The organism is Dactylosporangium sp. NPDC050688, from assembly GCF_040654515.1.
Classification (GTDB): domain Bacteria; phylum Actinomycetota; class Actinomycetes; order Mycobacteriales; family Micromonosporaceae; genus Dactylosporangium.
In genome coordinates this window covers 90498-110870 of record NZ_JBFAIC010000025.1, presented here as the reverse complement: position 1 = coordinate 110870, position 20373 = coordinate 90498, and the positions used below count along the sequence as shown (strand labels likewise).

The following is a 20373-nucleotide window of genomic DNA, read 5'->3' as shown; positions in this document are numbered from 1 at the left end:
GTCACGGCTGTCTCCCTTGCGTCGTCTGGTGCGCGTTACTGCTCAAATCTTCGCAGCTTCGCGCACCAGACGCCAGTTTTGCGGGCAAGTTCGCGCATGCGGTGCGCGAAACTACCCTTCCTGCGCAACGAGCGTGCTTTCCGCACGTTCCTGCGCCGTCTCGGGGCCGCCGCGCAGGGCCACCTCGCGGATGAAGACCGCCAGCAGCGGCACCACGACCGTCGCCGCGACCGCCCACAGGAACACGCTGGACGTCGCGCCGGCGATCGAGTCGACGACCGCGGTGCGCACCTGCGCCGGCAGCGCGCCGAGCGTCTCGGGGCCGATGGTGGCGCCGCCGCCACCGCCGGAGAGCTGGTCCGCCGCCTGCGGGCCGACCTTGGCCGCGAGCAGGTCGTGCAGCCGGTGGTTGAAGATCGCGCCGAACGCCGACACGCCGAACGCGCCGCCGATCGAGCGCGCGAACGTCGCGGTGCTGCTGGCCACCCCGAGGTCCTTGAGCTCGACGCTGTTCTGCGCGATCAGCATCGACGTCTGCATCAGGAAGCCCATACCCAGGCCGAGGACGGTCATGTAGACGCCGGACTCGAGCTTCGAGGTGCCGGAGTCCAGCCGCGACAGCAGGACCATCGCCAGGATCATGACGAGCCCGCCGATGACCGGGTAGATCCGGTACTTCCCGGTCTTGGTGATCATCCGGCCGACCAGCAGCGAGGTCACCAGCAGGCCGCCCATCATCGGCAGCAGGAGCAGGCCGGAGTTGGTCGCCGAGGCGCCCTGCACGATCTGCTGGTACAGCGGCAGGAACGTGATCGCACCGAACATCGCGAACCCGACCAGGAAGCCGACGCCGGAGACCAGCGAGAAGTTGCGGTTGCGGAAGATGCCCAGCGGCAGGATCGGCTCCTGGTGGCGGCGCTCCACGAGGACGAACGCGGCGAGTGCGACCACGGCGAGCGCGGCCAGGCCGAGGATCTGCGCGGAGCCCCAGGCGTACTGGTTGCCGCCCCACGTGGTGATCAGGACCAGCGCGGTCACGCCGGCCGACAACAGCGCCGCGCCGAGCCAGTCGATGCGGTGCTCGGTGCGCCGCTTCGGCAGGTCGAGCCGCAGCGCGAGCAGCGCCAGGGCGGCGCCGCCGAGCGGCAGGTTGACGAAGAACGCCCAGCGCCAGTCGGCGTGGTCGGTGATGAAGCCGCCGACGAGGGGGCCGCCGACCATCGCGACCGCCATGACCGCGGCGAACTGGCCCTGGTACCGGCCGCGCTCGCGGGGCGGCGCACATCCAGCGGGTCGCGCTGGAGATGTTCATCGAGGACGGCTACGACAAGACGTCCCTGCGGGAGATCGCGGAGCGGCTCGGCGTCACCAAGGCCGCGCTCTACTACCACTTCCCGACCAAGGACGACATCGTCAAGAGCCTCATCGAGCAGCGCATCGCGGCCGTTGACGCGCTCATGGAGTGGGCCGAGGCGCAGCCGCGCACGGAGGAGACCCGCATCGAGTTCGTGCGGCGCTACTCGGTCCTGCACGACGTGGCGAAGCACGAGCACGTGATCCGCTTCTTCGAGCGCAACCAGACGCTCATCAACACCCTGGCCGCCGGCAAGCTCATGAAGGACCAGATGGAGCGGGTCTTCCGCTTCCTGATGGTCCCCGAGGAGTCCACCGTCCAGCAGCTGCGCCGCGCGATGGCGATCTTCACCGTGCACGCGGGCCACTTCGTGCTGCGCGGCCGCGACGACCTCACCGCCCAGGAGCGCCGCGACGCGACCCTGGTCGTCGCGGAGGACCTGATGCGGCTGGCCGCCGCCGGCGGGGAGTGACGCTCAGGTCGCGGTGGTCGGCAGCTTCAGCCGCAGGCCGAGCAGGTTGACGCCCGGCGCCGGCGTCCAGTCCAGGGCCGGCTCGCGGACGAAGCCGAAGCGCTCGTAGAGCGCGAACGCGGCGGCGTTGCGCTCCCGCGAACAGATCACCAGCGACCCGCAGCCCAGCACGGTCGCCCGCGCCGCGCAGGCGCGCACCAGCGCACCGGCCACGCCGCGCCGCTGCGCGGCCGGGTCGACGGCCAGCATCCGGAACTCCGCCTCCCCCGGCCTGGACAGCTCCGCATACCGGGTGCCGGGCAGCACGAACGCGACGGCGCCCAGCACGGCCGGGCCGTCGGCGGCCACCAGCAGCTCGGCGTGCTCGGCGCGGGTCGCCACGTCGGCGAGCAGCTCGCCGTAGCCGTGGTCCTCGTCGAGCTGGCCGTCGGCGCGGTACGCCGCCACGGTCAGCCGGGCCACCTCGGCGAAGTCGGCCGGCTCCGCGCGGCGGACGATCGGCGTCGTCAGGCTCACCCGATCACGGCGATGAGGTCGCCCTCCTGCACGACGTCGCCCTCGTTGACGGCGATCCGGCTCACGGTGCCGTCGGACTCGGCGATGACGGGGATCTCCATCTTCATCGACTCGAGGATGACCAGCGTGTCACCCTCGCTGACCTCGGCACCGACCTCGGTGGTGATCTTCCAGACGTTGGCCACCATCTCGGCGCGGATCTCGTCGGACATCCCGGTCTCCTTTGACGTCGGACTGCGCTTGGCAGCATATCGGTGGGAAACCCGCTCGCGCGCGGCCATGCGGCGAACGCATCATGGCCGCGTGGAATCGACCGTCACGGTGACCCCGGCGACCCTGCCAGGCGTGCTGCTGCACGTCGCGGTGGTGCGCCCCGTGTTCGTGTGGGGTCAGCCCGGCATCGGCAAAAGCTCCCTGGTCAAGCAGTTCGCGGCGGCGCTGGGCCTGGACTGCGTCACCCTCATCGGCACCCAGCTCGCCCCCGAGGACCTCATCGGCGTGCCCGAGCTGCGCGACGGCCGCAGCCGCTTCGCGCCGCCGGAGTCGATCGCCCGCGACGAGCCCTACTGCCTGTTCCTCGACGAGCTCAACTCCGCCTCCCCCGAGGTGCAGAAGGCGTTCTACTCCCTCATCCTCGACCGGCGCATCGGCGCGTACGAGCTGCCCGCCGGGTCGATCGTCATCGGCGCCGGCAACCGCGCCTCCGACAACGCCCTCGCCCGGCCGATGGCCTCCGCGCTGCTCAACCGGCTCATCCACGTCCACCTGCGGGCCAGCGCCGACGACTGGCTGCTGTGGGCCGTGGGCGCCGGCCTGCACGCCCACGTCACCGGATACCTCACGCAGCGCCCCGACCACCTGTGGTCGAAGCCGCCGAAGACCGAGGAGCCGTTCTCCACCCCGCGGTCGTGGCACATGCTGTCCGACGCCCTGCACTCCTTCGGCGACGACGCCGACGAGGACGTCCTGCGGGTCCTCACCGCGGGCACCCTGACCCCGTCGCACGCGTCGGCGTTCTGCGCGTACGTGAAGACCGTCCGGCACCGCTACGGCCTGGACGCCATCGTCCGGGGCGACGCTTCGTGGCCCCGCGACCCGACGGACCGCGACCTGCTGTACTTCTTCGCCGAGGCGTTCCGGGCCCGGCTCGTCAAGGACCTGCCCGCCGGCCGCGAGCACGCCTCGCCGTCGGTGCGTCGGTTCGCGGTACGGGCCAAGGGGCTGCTCGTCGAGCTCGCCGAGATCTCCCTGGAGTGCGCGCAGCTGGTCATCGCCGCCGACGAGGACGGCATGCCGGTGCTGCCGGCGTGGTTCCTGGTCGAGGTGACCCGGGACCTGCCCCGCCTCGTCGCCGCCCGGACCTGACCCGATGGCCGCCAAGGGCAGGGCCAGGACCGACCCGCGGTTGGAGACCGCCCAGCACGCGTGGTCGGCGGTCGCCGGCAACCCGATGTTCCGGGCCCTCACCTACGACCCGACCGGCGTCGACTGGCGCGAGCTGCGGATGGCCTGGGCGGAGGACACGCCGCTGATCCGGGCCCGCGGCCACGCCCGGGTCCGCGCCGACGGCACCGTGACCGTCAACAAGCACTCGCCGCTGGAGCTCGACGAGTGGGTGTGGGTGTTCGCGCACTGCGCGCTGCACCTGGGCTTCGGCCACCTCGACGAGCCGGGCGCCCGGGTCGACACCGAGCTCGCCGTCGCCCGGTGCGTGGTCGTCGCCCGGTTCCAGCGGGAGCTGCGGCTCGGCCGGGCCCCGGTACCGCTGCCGGACCTGCCCACGGCGCCGGAGGAGCAGCTCGCCGAGCGCTGGCGGGTCTCCGGCATCCCCGACGGCCTGGCCGGCTGCTGCGCCGGCGGGACCGACGCCGACACCGACCCCGCGCCCGTCGAGCCGCGGCGGCCGTCCTGGCGGCCACGCACGGCCACGACCACCGGCGCACCGGCGGCCACCGGGCCGATGAGCTGGCCCGACCGGCTCGCGCTGGGCCTCGGGCAGGCCGCGGCGGCCGCGGTCGACGAGGCCGGCGCGCTGCGGCAGACCGACCGCGGCGGCCGCAAGCCCGACGAGCGGTGGGAGCCGGCCCGGCGGTGGTTCGTGTCGTCGTACCCGCTGCTGGCCGGGCTCGCCGCCGGGTTCACCATCGTCAGCGACGTCGCCGTGGCCCGCGACCTGTCGATCACCATCGCCGCCGTCGACGCGGGCGCCGCCGAGATCTACGTCAACCCGCTCGCCCCGCTCACCGCCGACGAGCGCCGGTTCGTCATCGCCCACGAGATGCTGCACGCCGCGCTGCGCCACGCCGACCGCGTCGCGCACCGCGACCCGTACCTGTGGAACGTCGCCACCGACTACGTCATCAACGGCTGGCTCGTCGAGATGGCCGTCGGCGACCTGCCGGAGGGCGCCCTCTACGACCCGCAGTTCAAGGACGCGGGCGCCGAGGAGGTGTACGACCGCATCGCCACCGACCTGCGCCGGCTGCGGCGGCTCGGCACCCTGCGCGGCCGCGGCCTCGGCGACGTGCTCTGCGACGCCCGGCACCCGCACCGGGGCACCGAGCTCGACGAGTACTACCGCCGCGCCCTCGCCACGGGCCTCGCCTTCCACGAGTCGCACGGCCGCGGCCTGCTGCCGGCCGGCCTGGTCCAGGAGATCCGGGCGCTGGACCACCCGCCGCTGCCGTGGGACGCGCAGCTCGCCCGCTGGTTCGAGGAGCACGTCCGCGGCCCGGCGCCGCGCCGCTCCTACGCGCGCCCGTCCCGCCGGCAGAGCTCCACCCCGGACATCCCCCGGCCCGGGTGGCTGTGGCCGGAGGAGGAGGTCGAGCGGGCCACCTTCGGCGTCGTGCTGGACACCTCCGGCTCCATGGACCGCACCCTGCTCGGCAAGGCCCTCGGCGCGATCGCCTCCTACGCCACCGCCCGCGACGTGCCGGCCGCCCGGGTGGTGTTCTGCGACGCGGCCGCGTACGACGCCGGCTACCTGCCCGTCGCCGACATCGCCGGCCGGGTCAGGATCAAGGGCCGCGGAGGCACGGTGCTGCAGCCCGGGGTCCGCCTGCTGGAGCGCGCCCCGGACTTCCCGGCCGGCGCCCCGATCCTGGTCATCACCGACGGCTACTGCGACACGGTGCGGGTACGCCGCGAGCACGCCTTCCTCGTCCCGGACGCCGCCCGCCTGCCGTTCACCCCGCGCGGCCCGGTGTTCCGCCTCCGCTGACCCCGAACCGGCCGGCCGCCCGGTTCGGCGGCGGTGCCGGGGCAGCCCCCATCGCCGTGGCGGCGGGCATTCGTGCCGTCATGGGCGATGAGTGTGGGGCAGAGGCGCTCCGGGCCGCGGTGCGGCGGCTCAGTCGGTGCGGAGCTCCCGGGCCTCGGCGTTGACGACCAGCTCGGAAAGCTTCAGCCGCAGGCGGTCCTTGAGCTCGGCGGGTGCCAGCTCCGAACCGCAGCAGCGGGCGACGAGCGCCTTGACCTCCTGCTCGATGCCGAACTCGCGCAGGCACGGCGAGCACTCGTCGAGGTGGTCGCGGATCAGCGACCGGCGGTCGTCGGCGCACTCCAGGTCGAGATAGAGATACACCTCGGCGAGGACGTCACTGCAGTCTGTCTCGTGCGGGTCTCCACAGCTCATCGATCTCAGACCTCGCTCGGCTCAGCGGACGGGGTGCGGGTGAATCCCCGATCGGCAGCATAGGTCTCGAGCGAGCGCCGCAGGTTGCGCCGGCCGCGGTGCAGGCGGGACATCACAGTGCCGATGGGCGTGTTCATGATGTCGGCGATCTCCTTGTAGGAGAAGCCCTCGACGTCGGCGAGGTAGACGGCGAGCCGGAACTCCTCCGGCAGCGACTGCAACGCCTCCTTGACGTCGGAGTCGGGCAGCCGGTCCAGGGCCTCGGTCTCCGCGGAGCGCAGACCGCTGGACGTGTGCGACTCGGCCTCGGCGAGCTGCCAGTCGGTGATCTCCTCGGTCGGCGCCTGCACCGGCTGACGCTGGCGACGACGGTAGGAATTGATGTACGTGTTGGTGAGGATGCGGTAGAGCCAGGCCTTCAGGTTCGTGCCCGTCTCGAACTGGTGGAACGCCGCATACGCCTTGAGGAACGTCTCCTGGACAAGGTCCTCGGCGTCGGCCGGGTTGCGCGTCATGCGCAGGGCCGCCGCATACAGCTGATCGATGAAGGGCAACGCGTCGTGCTCGAACCGGATGCGCTGCTGCACCGCGCTCTCGCTACTGACCACTCGTGCGACTCCAACCCTCGACCGTCCTGCCGAGGATACGCCGAGTTGCTGAGCGACTTCAGAGTTTGTGGCGCCCGTCAACCGCTCGCGGGTGATCGGTTGCCAGGACGGGTCGGGCTCCGCGTCGGTCGCCGCCGGCCACGACGGGCTGAACAGCAACTCGCGGACGCGCTGGTCCTCGCGCTCAAGGATGGCCACGAACTTCCCTCCACAGGCGACGCCTCCGCAGCGTCGCACGGTCTGTGTAACAACCGCGCCGGCCCGGCAATTCCTACCCGCCTGCCCCGGCGGCCGGCCATTTGGATCAGGACCGGCCGGCCGCCGGGAACAGGAAGGGCCTGGGAGGTTGCGGAGCGACGTCGGTCCGCGGTGTGGAGGTGTGCCCGAATTGCGCCGGTCACACCCGGTTCAACGAGCGACTCCGGCGGTGGTGACGAAGGCCACCGCGAGCTGCGCGAGCAACTGCGGCGCCTTCGACAGGCTGTGGGTCTCGCCGGGCAGCACCTCGACGTGGACCGTCGGTGACGGCTCGGGCACGCCGAAGGCGTCCCGGTCGCCGTTGAGCACCAGCGTCGGTACACCGGTGCGCAGCTCATCCGACCGGGTGACCTCGGGCCGGCCCGGCGGGTGCAGCGGGAAGGCGAGCGCCAGGACCCGTCCGGCGCCGGCCTCGACCGCGGTGCGGCAGGCGACCCTGGCACCGCTGGAGCGGCCGCCGACGACCAGCGTGTCGATCGCCACCCGGCGGCGCAGCTCGGCGACGACGGCGAGCCAGGCGGCGTCGAGCTGCCTGGCGGGTGCGGGCGGGCGGCGGGCCCCGGCGACCCGGTAGGGCTGGGTCACCATCGCCACCCCGGCGCCCGCGGCGAGCACGGCGGCGCGGACCGCCACCAGGTCCACGGCGTCGACGTCACCGCCGGCGCCGTGGCCCAGGACGAGCAGTGTCCCGGTGTAGCCGGCGGGCACGTCCAGGGAGTAACGCGCCACCCCGAAGGGGGTGTCGAGCTCCTGCCCGGCGACTGAACGCTTCGCCCGCGAACGACTCCGCCGCCCGCCGGAACGACCAACGGAGCCGGCAGCGGCAGCGGAAAGACCAGTGGCACCACCGGCCGAACCGCCGACCGGATCACCCGCGGAACCGCCGACGGAACCGGCAGCGGCAACGGCCGGGCCACCGGCGGCGGGACCGCCGGCAGCCACGTTCGTGAAACCACCGGCGGGCACGCCGGCGGCACTGCCGGCGACGCCGCTGGTGGAACGGCTGGAACGACTGGTGGAGCGGCCGGTCAGCTGGCCGCGCCCACCGGATCCCTCCGGTCGGTGCGCCCGACCCGCTGGATCGGCAGCAGTGGCAGGCACGCCACCGGGCCCATCCGGTGCTCGGGTCCCGGCGTCGCGCCGGTCAGGCTGGGACTGGGCACGTCGCTGCGCCATGCGACGAGCATCGCACGCCGCTCACGCGGCGTGGTGGCTCCCCACACCCCGTGGCAGTCGCCGACCTCCAACGCCCAGGCCAGGCATGCGCCTTGGACGTCACAGGTGCGGCACAACGCGACGGCAGCGTCAGCAGGCTCGCTCGGGGCCGGAAAGAACGTCTCCGGATCAACGGTCTGGCATGCGCCGCGGGTCCGCCAGGCATCATCGCCCTGTTGCTCGCGAACAGCGCGCAACAGACGCGGATCGCGCTTGGCGGCAGCGACCTCATGCGGGCGTGGCATCCTCGCCCGGGTCATACACCCACCTCCCCCGTGGGTCAAACGAACACTAGGCAGGAAAACGTCGGGATGCCCCCATCCGACATTGACCTACCGGCGCTGTGTTCTATCGCACAAACACCTGCAAATACAAGAGTTTTCACGCCGATCGAAGAATTCTGCCGGGGATGAAATGGACGTAAAGCCTAAAAGAGGGTCAGATCGATCGGCTCTACGTCGCCCGGACGCAGGGCCGGCGCCGGCACGCGGTCGAGCAAGTCACGGCCGTCGTTGCGGACGTCACCCACCCGCGCGCCGACCGGCCGCAGCTCCAGCCGCGCGACGTGCTCCGACGGCGTCGGGGCGAGCAGCCGCTCATCGACGGGCGCCTCCAGCCACTCCTCCCACCTCGACGGCGGCAGCACCAGCGGCATGCGGTCGTGAATGAGCGCCAGATCGTCGACGGCGGGCGCGGTGATGATGCTGCAGGTGAGCACGCGACCCTCACCTTTGCCCCAGACGGTCCAGATCCCGGCGAACACGCACGGCTCCTCGTCGCCGAACGTCATGAAATACGCCTGCTTCGTCCTGCCCTCGCCGCGGACCCACTCGAACCAGCCGTCCGCGGGGACCAGGCAGCGCCGCTTCGCGAACGACTGCGCGAACGCCTTGGAGTCCGCGACCGTCTCCGCCCGGGCGTTGATCATGCGGGCGCCACCCTTGAGGTCGGGCGCCCACGACGGCACCAGGCCCCAGCGCGCCGAGCTCAGCACCCGGCCGCCGGCGGACTGGGACAGGCGCACCACCGGGACCTGGTCCGTGGGGGCGACGTTGTAGTCAGGCTCGAGCCCGTCCGTCTCGTCGGCGGCCTCGAAGAGCGCGCTCAGGTCAACGTTGCTGCGGGATGTCGCATACCGACCACACATGCTCAATACGGTACCGACGCGCACTGTGACTCCGCGAACGCTGCATCGTCAACGGTCGCTACGTAACGGCACGACCCGCACACTGAACGTGTGCCGAACCTGACCGCCCCCGCACACCTGCCGTGGACCGCGCCGACCGCCCCGGGACCGGTCACGGCCACCGTGCGGCTCCCGGGCTCGAAGTCGATGACCGCCAGAGCGCTGGTCCTCGGTGCGCTGTCGCTCGGCGCCAGCACCCTGCGCGGGCCGCTGCGGGCCCGCGACACCGAGCTCATGGCGGCCGGCCTGCGGGCCATGGGCTGCCACGTGTCCACGCCCGACGACAACCTGTGGGTGGTGCGGCCCCGCCCGCTGTGCGGCCCCGCCCGCATCGACGTCGGCGGCGCCGGCTCGGTGCTGCGCTTCCTGCCGCCGCTCGCCGCCCTCGCCGACGGTCCGGTCGGGTTCGACGGTGACCGGCGCAGCCGCACGCGGCCGATGGCGCCGCTGGTCGGCGCGCTGCGCAGCCTCGGTGCCCGAGTCGAGTACGGCACCGGACTGCCGCTGACCGTGCACGGCATCGGGCGCCTCGCCGGGGGCGAGGTGACCATGGACGCGTCCGCGTCCAGCCAGCTGGTCTCGGGGCTGCTGCTCGCGGCGCCCGAGTTCGACCGGGGGGCCGTCGTGCGCCACGCCGGGCCGCCGGTGCCGCGCGCACCCCACCTGCGCATGACGGTGCAGATGCTGCGCGCCGCCGGGGCCGGCATCGACGACGGCCGCCCCGACGTCTGGGTGGTCGAGCCGGGCCGGCTCACCGGCCGCGCCTGGGACATCGAGCCGGACCTGCCGGCGGCCGCGCCGTTCCTAGCCGCGGCCCTGGTCACCGGCGGCACGGTGACCGTCGCCGGCTGGCCGCGCTCCGGCATGCAGCCCGGCGAGCGGCTGCTGGAGCTGCTGGGGCGGATGGGCGGCGTGCCCACGCTCACCCGGCACGGGCTCGTGATGCGCGGCACCGGCACCGTGCACGGCATCACCGCCGACCTGACCGACGCGGCCGAGCTCATCCCGGTGCTGGCCGCGCTCGCCGCGGTCGCGGACTCCCCGTCGCACCTGCACGGCATCGCGCACCTCGGCGGTCACGAGACCGACCGGATCGCCGCACTGCTCACCGCGCTCACCGCGCTCGGCGCCGACGTCGCCAAGGACCACGACGGCCTGCGGATCCGGCCCCGCCCGCTGCGCGGCACCACGGTCGCCACCCACGACGACCACCGCCTGGCCCACGCCGCCGCCGTCCTCGGGCTCGCCGTCGACGGGGTCCGCCTCGACGACGTGACATGCACCGCGAAGACACTGCCGGACTTTCCCCGGCTATGGTCAACGATGGTGCACGGTTCGGCTTCCTTTGGAGGGCAAGACTGACGCGCAAGCGCGAGTACGACGAGGACGACGTCCGGGTCCGCCCGAGCCGGTCCTCGCGACCTCGCACGCGCACTCGCCCCAAGCACAGCGACGCGGTCCTCGGGTTCGTCGTCGCGGTCGACCGCGGCCGGTACACCTGCCACGTGGCCGGCACGGACGCCGTCGTCACCGCCATGCGGGCCCGTGAGCTGGGCCGCCACGGCGTCGTCGTCGGCGACAACGTCCAGATCGTCGGCGACGTCACCGGCCGGCCCGACACCCTCGCCCGCATCGTGCGCATCGACGAGCGCAGGTCGGTCCTGACGCGCACCGCCGACGACGAGGAAGGCAGCACCGAGGGCCGCTTCGAGCGGGTCGTCGTCGCCAACGCCGAGCAGCTCGTCATCGTCAACTCGCTGCACGACCCGCCGCCGCGGACCGGCTTCATCGACCGCTGCCTCGTCGCGGCGTACGACGCCGAGATCGAGCCCCTGCTCTGCCTCACCAAGGGCGACCTGGCGGTCCCTGCGGCCGTGCTCGACTACTACTCCGAACTCGACCTGCCGCACGTGCTGTGCCGCCCCGACGAGCCCATCGACGACCTGGTCGCCGCGCTGCGCGGCCGGGTCTCGGTGATGATCGGGCACTCCGGCGTCGGCAAGTCCACCCTCGTCAACCGGCTCGTCCCGGGCACCGACCGGGCCGTCGGCGTGGTCAGCGCCGTCGGTAAGGGCCGGCACACGTCCACCAGCGCTGTGGCGCTGCGCCTGCCGGCCGACAGCGGCGACGATCCCGGCTGGATCATCGACACGCCCGGCGTCCGGTCGTTCGGCCTGGCACACGTGTCGGCGGACAGCCTGCTGCACGGATTCCCCGACCTGGTCGAGGCGTCGACGCGGTGCGCGCCCAACTGCGATCACACCGGCGCCGGCGGCGAGTGCGGGCTGGACAAGCTGGTCGCCGAGGGGGGCGCGGACGCGCGCCGGCTCGCGTCGTTCCGGCGGCTGCTCGCCTCGAAGGAAGGCACCCTCGACCCGCAGGACGAGGGCGGGTCCTAGACGGTGACCGGGCCGCCGGTGCGCCAGTAGGTGCCGTCGGCGCGGGAGAGCAGGTCGCTGTCGACGAGGTACCGGCGCAGTGCGGCGTAGTCGTCGTGCCACGCCCGCAGGACGGCGTTGACCTCGCGCTCGGGGTACCGGACGCCGGGCTCGAACGAGGACGCGATGTGCTCCAGCACGACCTGGCGCTTGCCGTGGGCGGCCGGCAGGTGGGTGAGGCGGCCGTCGACGACGAACGTGCGCAGGATCTGGTCGCGCTGACGGTCGGGGTCCATCGGCTCGGCCGGCGCCGGCGCGGCGGCATGGGCGCGCACGGAGTCCTTGAAGACCTCGACGTCGGCGCGCAGGGCGCCGTCGGTGAGGGCGAGCAGGCCGCCCTGCTGCAGCCGGGCGACCGCGGCGGCCACGGTGCGGGCCGGCAGGCCCGTCACGGACTCGATCCCGGTGAGGCCCGAGGCGCCGAGCACGACGGCGGCGTAGACCCGGAGCCGGTCCTCCTCGGCGAGCAGGCCGCACAGCGCGGCGGGCGAGGCAGCGGGCGAGGCGGCGGGCGAGGCGGCGGGCGAGGCGGTCACAAACGGCGACAGTACTGCCAGAAGATGGCGATCGTCGGCTAAGTTTCCGCGCATGGCGCGCTACGCGGACGACCTGGCCCTCGCTCATCTGCTTGCCGACACCGCGGACGCGATCGCCGTTCCCCGGTTCCGGGCCCAGGACCTGCACGTGTCGACGAAGCCCGACCTGACGCCGGTGACGGAGGCCGACACGGCGGTGGAGAAGGCGCTGCGGGCCACCCTGCAGCGGGCCAGGCCGCGCGACGGGGTGCTGGGCGAGGAGTACGGCGCGACCGAGGCCGCCGCCGGCCCCGGGACGCGGCAGTGGGTGATCGACCCGATCGACGGCACGAAGAACTACGTCCGTGGGGTACCCATCTGGGCGACGCTGATCGCGTTGATGGAGGGCGCCCAGCCGGTGGTCGGGCTGGTGTCGGCGCCGGCGCTCGGGCGGCGGTGGTGGGGCGCGCTCGGTCACGGTGCGTACGCGGGACGGCACACGGCGGCCGCGACGCCGATCCGGGTGAGCGGGGTCGACCGGCTCGCCGACGCGAGCTTCTGCTACTCCTCGCTCGGCGGCTGGGAGGAGGCCGGGCGGCTCAACGCCATCCTCGACCTGACCCGCCGGACCTGGCGGCAGCGGGCGTACGGCGACTTCTACGGGTACATGCTGCTCGCCGAGGGCGCCGTGGACATCATGGTCGAGCCGGAGCTGTCGCTGTGGGACCTGGCCGCGCTGGTGCCGATCGTCACCGAGGCCGGGGGCACGTTCACGGACCTGCAGGGGCATCCGGGGCCGGGCGGCGGGAGCGCGATCGCTACGAACGGTCACCTCCATGAGGACGTTCTCACCCGGTTGGGCAACCCCAGGCTGTCTGGTTTGTCAGGATAAACCGAATGGTCCACATGCCACTGCTCCGAACCGGGTCTATCCTCTCCGGGTGGCATCATGGAGTTGGTTCTTCCTCGGCGCGATGATCGCCGCCTATGGGGTGGCCAACCTGCTGCAGTCCGTCGCCGCCGCCCGCACCGACCTGCACCACGGGTTCCACCCGATGCTGCTGCTGCGACTGGGCCGGCACAGGTCCTACCTGGTCGGCGTCGCCTGCCAGTTCGGCGGCTTCGCGCTGGCCTTCTTCGCCCGGCGCGACCTGCCGCTGTTCCTGGTCCAGTCGGCGATGGCCGCCGGGCTCGGCGTCACCGCCCTGCTCGGGGTGCTGATCCTCAAGTGGCGGCTGCCACGGACCGAGCTCGCGCTGCTGGTGCTGCTCGCCTTCGGGCTCGCCGCGCTGGTCCTGGCCGCGAAGCCGGCACCGTCGCGGCAGCTCGGCACTGCCGGGGTCGCCGGCCTCATCGCCGCGCTCGGCGCCATCGCGGTCGTCGGGTTCTTCGCCGGCCGCCTGCACGGGGCACCGGGCTCCGTGGCGCTCGGCGCGCTGTCCGGCGTGGCGTTCGGCGCGGCGGCGGTCGCGTCGCGCCCCCTCGCCTCGGCCGACAACCTCGGCCAGTTCTTCACCGACCCGCTGTCCTACCTGCTCATCGCCCATTCGCTGGTCGGCCAGCTGCTGCTGGGCCTGGCGATGCAGCGCGGCTCGACCACCGCCGCGGTCGCCGCCATGGACGCGGCCGGCGCCGTGCCCGCCGCCCTGATCGGCCTGCTGTTCCTCGGCGACGGGGTGTGGCCGGGCCGGGAGTGGCTGGTGGCGGCCGGCTTCGTGATCACGCTCGGCAGCGTGATCGGGCTGAGCTTCTACGCCGAGCCGCAGCACCACCACCAGATCACCCGCGAGGCGAAGACCCTCGTGCTCCGGGGCGGCGTCGCCGTCAGCGCCCGCCGGCCCGCCGGCCGCTGAAACCCACCCTGCCCACCCGCCGCTGAACCCGGCCGGCCCGCCGGCCGCTGAACCCGGCCGGCCCGCCCGCCGCTGAGCCCGGCTGGCCCGCCGTACACCGGCGGCCGCAACCGCATCGCCAGACGCATCTCGCCACAGGGGTCACTCCTGCGACCGCGCCGAGCGGTGTCAGCCGTTCGGCGGCACCGTCCGGCAACTCAGCCGACCCGACCCGCACCCCGGTATTCGTTCAGACCTCCACCGCGCGACCGATCTGTCAGACGTAGAGGTCGGTGACGGTGAGCGGGATGGAGGCGGACTTGCTGACACGCACGATCAGCGCCTGGTTCGCGGCCTGGATGGCGCTGCTCACCGTGGCGTTCTACCTCTGGCCGGGCCAGCACATGCTCTGGTGGGGCGCGATCGGCCTGTCCAGCGTGTGCGGGGTGCTCGTCGGCGTGCTGGTGCACCGGCCACGGCGGCGCTGGCCGTGGCTGCTGCTGACCGCCGGCCTGTTCGCGTTCGGCGCCGGCGACTTCCTGTACAACCTGCTCACCGACGGGTTCGGGATGACCAACCCGTTCCCGTCGGTCTCCGACGTGCTGTACCTGGCGATGTACCCCCTCGTCGCGGGCGGCCTGCTCGGCTTCATCCGGTCCCGGACCGGCCGCAACGACCGCGACAGCCTGCTGGACGCCGCGACGCTGACCATCGGCCTGGCGCTGCTGTCGTGGATCTTCCTGATCGACCCGTACGTGCGCAGCACCGAGCTGACGCTCGTGCAGAAGCTGGTCTCCATCGCGTACCCCCTCGGCGACGTGCTGACCCTGGCGGTGTTCGCGCGGCTGATCACCGGCGGCGGGCGCCGCAGCCTGTCGATCATGATCCTCGGCGGCGGCACTGCCGGCCTGCTCGTCGCCGACGTCGTGTACGGGCTGATCCAGCTCAACGGCGCCTGGGAGGTCGGCGGCGCCACCGACCTCGGCTGGGTGCTCTGCTACGGGGCGTGGGCCGCGGCGGCGCTGCACCCGTCGATGGTGGAGCTCACCGAGCCGGCCAGGTCGCAGGCCGCCGACGTCGGGGTGCGCCGCATCGCGTTGCTCGGCGGCGCGTCGCTGATCGCGCCCGGCGTGCTGCTGGTCGAGGCGAGCCTCGGCACGGTGCGCGACGCGGCCGTCATCGCCGTCATGTCCGGTCTCATGTTCGTGCTCGTCCTCGCCCGCCTCGCCGGGGTGATGGGCAACCACCGCCAGTCGATGGCCCGCGAGCGGGAGCTGCGCGAGGCCACGACCACGCTGGTGTCGGCCGCCGACGCCGACGAGACCCTCGCGGCCGTGCGGCGCGCGGTGGACCGGCTGCTGCCGGCCGGCGTGGCGCACACGGTCGTGCTGGTGCGGTCCGAGCGGGTCGACGATCCGGGGCTGGTCCGGGTGTCCGGGCTCGACCCGGAGGTGCGGGAGCTGCTGCGCGGGTACAGCTCGGCGCTGCGCCACCCGATGGGCGTCGAGCGCGACATGCTCTACGTCGGCGCGCCGACCGAGGCGCTGCAGGTGCTGCAGCCGACGTTCGAGGTGCTCGCGTCGCAGGCGGCGATGGCCCTGGAGCGCATGACGCTGACCGACGAGGTCAACCGGCGCAACAGCGAGGCCTACTTCCGGACCCTCATCCACAACACGTCCGACGTGATCCTCATCGTCGACGAGCACGACGTGATCCAGTACGCGAGCCCGTCGGCCGGCACGGTCTTCGGCGACGAGCGGCTCGCCGGGTACGAGCTGTGGGAGTTCGTCGCCGCCGACGAGCGGCCCCGCCTCGCCGAGCTGCTCACCCAGGTCCGCGGCGGGCTGCACGCGCACAACCAGATGGACCTGCGCGCCGAGCGCGTCGACGGCGCCGGGTTGCTGGTCGAGGTCGACTGCCGCGACCTGCGCGACGACCAGACCGTCGGCGGCCTGGTGCTCACCGTGCGGGACGTGACCGAGCGCCGCCGGCTGGAGGAGCAGCTGATCCGCCAGGCGTTCCACGACGCGCTGACGGGCCTGGCCAACCGGGTGCTGTTCCAGGACCGGGTGGAGCAGGCGGTGGCCCGGGCCAAGCGCGACGCGCACCTGGACATGCATCTGGCCCGGGGGCTGGTCGGGGTCCTGTTCATCGACCTGGACGACTTCAAGATCGTCAACGACACGCTCGGCCACGCGGTCGGCGACGCGCTGCTGATCGCGGTCGGCGAGCGGATCACCGCCGCGCTGAGCGACACCGACACGGTCGCCCGCCTCGGCGGCGACGAGTTCGCCGCGCTGATCGAGGCCGACTCGATGGCGGCGCTGGAGCTGGCCGCGGAGCGGATCATCCTCGCGCTCGCCGAGCCGTTCGAGATCGCCGGCCAGGACGTCAACGGCATCTCCAGCGTCGGGCTGTCCACCACCGTCGACGCCAGCTCCGCCGAGGAGCTGCTGCGCCAGGCCGACCTCGCGCTGTACGTGGCGAAGGGCGCCGGCAAGGGCCAGTGGCGGCGGTACCAGTCCGACCTGCACACGGCGGTGCTGGAGCGACTTGAGCTGCGCGCCGCGCTCGACCAGGCGGTCAAGGAGCAGCAGTTCGTCCTGCAGTACCAGCCGATCGTGGACCTGGAGACCGGCTCGCTGCTGGGCTTCGAGGCGCTCGTGCGGTGGAACCACCCGACCAGGGGCATGATCGCGCCCGGCCACTTCATCGAGGTGGCCGAGGAGAGCGGCCTCATCGTGCCGATGGGGCGGATGGTGCTGCAGCAGGCGCTGAACACCGTCGGGCGCTGGCAGCGCTCCACGGCGCCGGGTGCGCTGCGGTACATCAGCGTCAACGTCTCGGTCAGGCAGTTCCGCACCCCCGGCTTCGTCGAGGAGGTCCGGCAGCTGCTGCGGGCCTCCGGCGTGGAGCCCGGCACGCTGCTGCTGGAGATCACCGAGAGCCTCCTGCTGCGCAACGACGAGCAGGTCAGGGCCGACTTCGACGAGCTGCGCGCGATGGGGGTCCGGCTCGCCATCGACGACTTCGGCACCGGGTACTCGTCGCTGTCGTACCTGCAGCACATGCCGATCGACGTACTCAAGATCGACAAGTCGTTCATCGACGGAATGCTGGAGTCCAAGCAGCAGCGGGCGGTCATCACCGCCATCGTCACCCTCGCCCAGACGCTCGACCTCACGGTCGTCGCCGAGGGCGTCGAGGAGCCCGCGCAGGCCGCGGCGCTGCGCGAGACGGGCTGCCCGTACGGCCAGGGCTACCTCTTCGCGCGGCCGCTGTCCGAGCCGGACGCCTTCGCCATGATCCCCAAAGCGGCGCCCTTCGCCGCGATGGCCTGAATCACCCAACCGGACCGCAACCCGGACGGAACCGCAGCGGCTCCGCGCGTCCATCGCAATGGAATGCACCACCCTTCGAGGAAAGGCACCAGGAATGACCGTCAGCCCGATGCACAGCGCCAAGGCCAGCTACATCCGCCGTGACGGGCGGTGGGCCGACCTGGAGCGCCTGCGCACGAGCAGCCCGATGTACGACGCGACGATCGAGGAGATCGCCGGCCGGCGCATCCGGGTCGGCCGGCACTGGCTGTCGGACTTCGCCTCCTGCAACTACCTCGGCTTCGACCTCGAGCCGGAGATCATGGACGCGGTCGACCCGTACCTGCGCACCTGGGGCACCCACCCCAGCTGGTCGCGGCTGCTGGGCAACCCGAAGCCGTACATCGAGATCGAGGAGCGCCTCACCGAGCTGCTCGGCGCCCCCGACACCCTGCTGCTGCCGACGATCACCCACATCCACATGTCGGTGATCCCGATCCTGGCCGGTCAGGGCACGATCTTCCTGGACTCGCAGTCGCACAAGACCATCTACGACGGCGCCATGTACGCCAAGGGCCTCGGCGCGACCGTCGTCCGGTTCCGCGCCAACGACCCGGAGCACCTCGAGGAGCTGCTGAAGGCCGCGCCGGCCGGCGGCGCCCGGCTGGTCGCCATGGACGGCGTCAACTCCATGACCGGCCTCGCCCCCGACCTGGCCCGCTTCGCCCAGGTCTGCCGCGAGAACGACGCGCTGCTCTACGTCGACGAGGCGCACGGCTTCGGCGTCATCGGCGAGCGCACCCCGGACGAGACCTCGCCCTACGGCTCGCGCGGCAACGCGATCGTCCGGTACGCCGGCGAGACCTACGACAACATCGTGCTGGTCGGCGGCTTCTCCAAGGCGTACTCGTCGCTGATGGCGTTCCTGGCGCTGCCGACCTGGCTGAAGAACCACCTCAAGGTCGCCGCCCCGCCGTACCTGTACTCGGGCCCGTCGCCGACGGCGTCGCTCGCCACCGTCATGGCCGGCCTGGACGTGAACGAGAAGCGCGGCGACGAGATCCGCGGCGAGCTGTACCGCAAGACGATGAAGGTGCTCGACCACGTGCGCGCCCTCGGCCTGTACACGCCGAACACCGGCACCACCCCGATCATCGAGCTGCCGCTGGCCGAGGGCCAGGACATCCAGCAGGTCGGGCAGTTCCTGTGGGACCGCGGCATCTACGTCACCCTGGCCGCCTACCCGCTGGTCCCCCGCGACCAGGTCGGCTTCCGCGTCCAGGTGACCGCGGCCAACACGGACGAGGAGCTCGACCAGCTCAACGCGGTCCTGTCGGAGCTCGCCGACCGGCAGCAGCTGCGCGACGCCGCCTGATGGCGAGGCACCGCGCCCCGCGCTCGCTCCCGGGCCTGCTCGTCCCCCTCCGGCAGCGGGACTTCCGCCTGCTGTGGACGGGGATGAGCAGCTCGCTGATCGGCGACGGCATCCTGCTCGTCGCGCTGGCCTGGCAGGTGTACGCGCTGTCCGGCGCGCCCGCGGCGATGTCGGTCGTCGGCTTCGCCCTGTCGCTGCCCCAGGTCGCCACGCTGCTGTTCGGCGGGGTGGTCAGCGACCGGTTCGACCGGCGCAAGATCATGCTCTGCACCGACCTGGTGCGGGGCGCGGTGCTCACCGTCCTGACCGTGCTCAGCCTGACCGGCGTGGTCCAGGTGTGGCACATCGTGGCGCTCGTGGCCGTCTACGGCGCCGCCTCCGGCTTCTTCGGCCCGGCGTTCGACTCGATCGTGCCGCAGCTGGTGCCGGAGGAGGACCTGGTCCAGGCGAACGCGCTGGACCAGGTCGTGCGGCCGGCGGCGCTGCAGATGGCCGGGCCCTCGATCGGCGGCATCCTGATCGCGATCGGGGGTAGCGGGTTGGCGTTCGCGGTCGACGCGGCCACGTTCGCGGCGTCGGCGACCTGCCTGTGGCTGATGCGGCCCGTGATCCGCGAGCAGGACGACGAGGCGGCCGGGTCGGTCTGGGAGGAGTTCAAGGAGGGCATGAACTACGTCCGCCGCAACGTGTGGCTGTGGGGCACCTTTCTCGCCGCGACCTTCGCCTACCTGCTCTTCATCGGCCCCACCGAGGTCCTGCTGCCGTTCGTGGTGAAGCACGAGCTGCACGGCAGCGCCGGCGACCTCGGCCTGGTCCTGGCCAGCGGCGGCATCGGCGCGATCGCGGCGGCCCTGGCCGTCGGCCAGCGCGGCGTGCCGCGGCGCTACATGCCCTTCATCTACATCACCTGGACCCTGGCGACCCTCGCCGTGGCCGGCTACGGCCTGGCGACCACCTCCTGGCACCTCGCCATCGCGTGTGCCCTGGTCAACGGCCTGGAAGCGGCCGGCACGATCGCCTGGGCGACGGCGAAGCAGCGGCTCGTGCCGCAGGAGCTGCTCGGCAGGGTCTCCAGCGTCGACTGGTTCATCTCGATCGCGCTGGTCCCGCTGTCCTACGCGATGGCCGCGCCGGTGGCCTCCGCGATCGGCGTGCAGAGCACCCTCGTCGGCGCCGGTGTCCTGGGTGCGGTCGTCACGTTCGCCTTCCTGTTCCTGCCCGGCATGCGCGCACCCCGGCAGCTGGTGGTGAGCCCGTCGTGAACGACCCCATCGAGATGGTGGACCGGCTCGGCACGGCCTTCATGTCGCAGGACGTGGCCAGGGTACTGGCGTGCTTCGTGCCCGACGACGACATCACCTACGTGGGCAGCGAGGCCGGCGAGTCGGCGACCGGGCGGGGCGCGGTCGAGAAGCTCCTCAAGGACCTGTTCGCCCGGCCCGAGTCCTACAGCTGGCAGGCGAGCGCGGCGACCGTGCACACCGTGCCCGGCGGGGCGTTCGTGCTGGCCGAGGCCGACGGCGCGGAGCACCACCCGGACGGGTCCGTGACGCCGTTCCCCTACCGGGTGACGGGGCTGCTGTCGCGGCGCGCGTCCGGGGTCTGGCTGTGGCGGGCGGTACAGGGCGCGGAGCCTTCCTGATCGCA

The 20373-nt window shown here is 72.7% G+C and carries 19 protein-coding genes and 1 pseudogene; 11 read left to right on the top strand and 9 right to left on the bottom strand.

Going from position 1 to position 20373, the window contains the following annotated elements; translation table 11 throughout:
* Positions 1-111: 111 nt before the first annotated feature.
* A pseudogene (locus AB0H83_RS24080) lies at positions 112-1278 on the bottom strand (MFS transporter); the annotation flags it as partial.
* Between the two features lie 26 nt (positions 1279-1304).
* On the opposite strand from AB0H83_RS24080, the gene AB0H83_RS24075 reads away from it, so the two are divergent.
* Positions 1305-1826: a helix-turn-helix domain-containing protein gene (locus AB0H83_RS24075; RefSeq protein ID WP_360097982.1), complete on the top strand. Its 522-nt coding sequence runs from the start codon at positions 1305-1307 to the stop codon at positions 1824-1826.
* A gap of 3 nt (positions 1827-1829) precedes the next feature.
* Here the strand turns inward: AB0H83_RS24075 and AB0H83_RS24070 are convergent, their stop codons facing one another.
* Positions 1830-2336: an N-acetyltransferase gene (locus AB0H83_RS24070; RefSeq protein ID WP_360098054.1), complete on the bottom strand. Its 507-nt coding sequence runs from the start codon at positions 2334-2336 to the stop codon at positions 1830-1832.
* 2 nt (positions 2337-2338) lie between these two features.
* Positions 2339-2554 (bottom strand): biotin/lipoyl-binding carrier protein, encoded by a 216-nt coding sequence (locus AB0H83_RS24065; protein WP_360097979.1) that lies wholly within the window; start codon positions 2552-2554, stop codon positions 2339-2341.
* A gap of 109 nt (positions 2555-2663) precedes the next feature.
* Here AB0H83_RS24065 and AB0H83_RS24060 point away from each other — a divergent pair, with 109 nt between their 5' ends.
* Entirely contained in the window at positions 2664-3707 is a 1044-nt protein-coding gene (locus tag AB0H83_RS24060) for a MoxR family ATPase (RefSeq protein ID WP_360098051.1), read from the top strand.
* A gap of 4 nt (positions 3708-3711) precedes the next feature.
* A complete protein-coding gene (locus AB0H83_RS24055; protein ID WP_360097976.1) occupies positions 3712-5565 on the top strand; it encodes a hypothetical protein in 1854 nt (617 codons plus the stop codon).
* 129 nt (positions 5566-5694) lie between these two features.
* On the opposite strand, the gene rsrA is transcribed toward AB0H83_RS24055, so the two are convergent.
* The 5 genes from rsrA to AB0H83_RS24030 form a co-directional block, all read right to left on the bottom strand.
* Positions 5695-5979, bottom strand: coding sequence for a mycothiol system anti-sigma-R factor (gene rsrA, locus AB0H83_RS24050; protein ID WP_033358436.1), 285 nt, complete (start codon positions 5977-5979; stop codon positions 5695-5697).
* Between the two features lie 5 nt (positions 5980-5984).
* Complete coding sequence (locus AB0H83_RS24045) at positions 5985-6785, bottom strand: sigma-70 family RNA polymerase sigma factor (RefSeq protein WP_360097972.1); 801 nt, start codon at positions 6783-6785, stop codon at positions 5985-5987.
* A 210-nt stretch (positions 6786-6995) separates the two neighbouring features.
* On the bottom strand, positions 6996-7574 hold the full coding sequence (locus AB0H83_RS24040) for an alpha/beta family hydrolase (RefSeq protein ID WP_360097969.1): 579 nt from the start codon (positions 7572-7574) through the stop codon (positions 6996-6998).
* A 299-nt stretch (positions 7575-7873) separates the two neighbouring features.
* Positions 7874-8320, bottom strand: a complete 447-nt coding sequence (locus AB0H83_RS24035; protein ID WP_360097966.1) for a WhiB family transcriptional regulator — start codon at positions 8318-8320, stop codon at positions 7874-7876.
* 167 nt (positions 8321-8487) lie between these two features.
* A complete protein-coding gene (locus tag AB0H83_RS24030; RefSeq protein WP_360097963.1) occupies positions 8488-9207 on the bottom strand; it encodes an SOS response-associated peptidase in 720 nt (239 codons plus the stop codon).
* A gap of 90 nt (positions 9208-9297) precedes the next feature.
* Here AB0H83_RS24030 and aroA point away from each other — a divergent pair, with 90 nt between their 5' ends.
* Both aroA and rsgA read left to right on the top strand, forming a co-directional pair.
* Entirely contained in the window at positions 9298-10608 is a 1311-nt protein-coding gene (aroA, locus tag AB0H83_RS24025; RefSeq protein WP_360097960.1) for a 3-phosphoshikimate 1-carboxyvinyltransferase, read from the top strand.
* Positions 10560-11645, top strand: a complete 1086-nt coding sequence (gene rsgA / locus AB0H83_RS24020) for a ribosome small subunit-dependent GTPase A (RefSeq protein ID WP_360097957.1) — start codon at positions 10560-10562, stop codon at positions 11643-11645. Before aroA ends, rsgA begins: the two co-directional genes overlap by 49 nt.
* On the opposite strand, the gene AB0H83_RS24015 is transcribed toward rsgA, so the two are convergent.
* Entirely contained in the window at positions 11642-12220 is a 579-nt protein-coding gene (locus tag AB0H83_RS24015; protein ID WP_360097954.1) for a DUF2087 domain-containing protein, read from the bottom strand. The genes rsgA and AB0H83_RS24015 overlap by 4 nt on opposite strands.
* 52 nt (positions 12221-12272) lie before the next feature.
* On the opposite strand from AB0H83_RS24015, the gene hisN reads away from it, so the two are divergent.
* The 6 genes from hisN to AB0H83_RS23985 all read left to right on the top strand — a co-directional run bounded on the left by hisN (position 12273) and on the right by AB0H83_RS23985 (position 20368).
* Entirely contained in the window at positions 12273-13091 is an 819-nt protein-coding gene (gene hisN, locus AB0H83_RS24010; RefSeq protein WP_360097951.1) for a histidinol-phosphatase, read from the top strand.
* Between the two features lie 82 nt (positions 13092-13173).
* The gene (locus AB0H83_RS24005; RefSeq protein ID WP_360098048.1) at positions 13174-14052 is read left to right on the top strand and encodes a hypothetical protein; all 879 of its coding nucleotides are present in this window, start codon (positions 13174-13176) and stop codon (positions 14050-14052) included.
* Between the two features lie 299 nt (positions 14053-14351).
* Positions 14352-17372, top strand: coding sequence for an EAL domain-containing protein (locus AB0H83_RS24000; protein WP_360097948.1), 3021 nt, complete (start codon positions 14352-14354; stop codon positions 17370-17372).
* 109 nt (positions 17373-17481) lie between these two features.
* Positions 17482-18726, top strand: coding sequence for a pyridoxal phosphate-dependent aminotransferase family protein (locus tag AB0H83_RS23995; protein WP_360097945.1), 1245 nt, complete (start codon positions 17482-17484; stop codon positions 18724-18726).
* Positions 18726-19988, top strand: a complete 1263-nt coding sequence (locus AB0H83_RS23990) for an MFS transporter (protein ID WP_360097942.1) — start codon at positions 18726-18728, stop codon at positions 19986-19988. Before AB0H83_RS23995 ends, AB0H83_RS23990 begins: the two co-directional genes overlap by 1 nt.
* The gene (locus AB0H83_RS23985) at positions 19985-20368 is read left to right on the top strand and encodes a nuclear transport factor 2 family protein (RefSeq protein ID WP_360097939.1); all 384 of its coding nucleotides are present in this window, start codon (positions 19985-19987) and stop codon (positions 20366-20368) included. Before AB0H83_RS23990 ends, AB0H83_RS23985 begins: the two co-directional genes overlap by 4 nt.
* The last annotated feature ends 5 nt before the right edge of the window (positions 20369-20373 follow it).

Bases quoted from the DNA above. Each gene is read 5' to 3' on its own strand.
- AB0H83_RS23995 (WP_360097945.1), top strand. From the start codon at position 17,482: ATGCACAGCGCCAAGGCCAGCTACATCCGCCGTGACGGGCGGTGGGCC.
- AB0H83_RS24055 (WP_360097976.1), top strand. From the start codon at position 3,712: ATGGCCGCCAAGGGCAGGGCCAGGACCGACCCGCGGTTGGAGACCGCC.
- rsgA (WP_360097957.1), top strand. From the start codon at position 10,560: ATGGTCAACGATGGTGCACGGTTCGGCTTCCTTTGGAGGGCAAGACTG.
- AB0H83_RS24075 (WP_360097982.1), top strand. From the start codon at position 1,305: ATGTTCATCGAGGACGGCTACGACAAGACGTCCCTGCGGGAGATCGCG.
- AB0H83_RS24035 (WP_360097966.1), bottom strand. From the start codon at position 8,320: ATGACCCGGGCGAGGATGCCACGCCCGCATGAGGTCGCTGCCGCCAAG.
- rsrA (WP_033358436.1), bottom strand. From the start codon at position 5,979: ATGAGCTGTGGAGACCCGCACGAGACAGACTGCAGTGACGTCCTCGCC.
- AB0H83_RS23990 (WP_360097942.1), top strand. From the start codon at position 18,726: ATGGCGAGGCACCGCGCCCCGCGCTCGCTCCCGGGCCTGCTCGTCCCC.
- AB0H83_RS24030 (WP_360097963.1), bottom strand. From the start codon at position 9,207: ATGTGTGGTCGGTATGCGACATCCCGCAGCAACGTTGACCTGAGCGCG.
- AB0H83_RS24005 (WP_360098048.1), top strand. From the start codon at position 13,174: ATGATCGCCGCCTATGGGGTGGCCAACCTGCTGCAGTCCGTCGCCGCC.
- AB0H83_RS24065 (WP_360097979.1), bottom strand. From the start codon at position 2,554: ATGTCCGACGAGATCCGCGCCGAGATGGTGGCCAACGTCTGGAAGATC.
- hisN (WP_360097951.1), top strand. From the start codon at position 12,273: ATGGCGCGCTACGCGGACGACCTGGCCCTCGCTCATCTGCTTGCCGAC.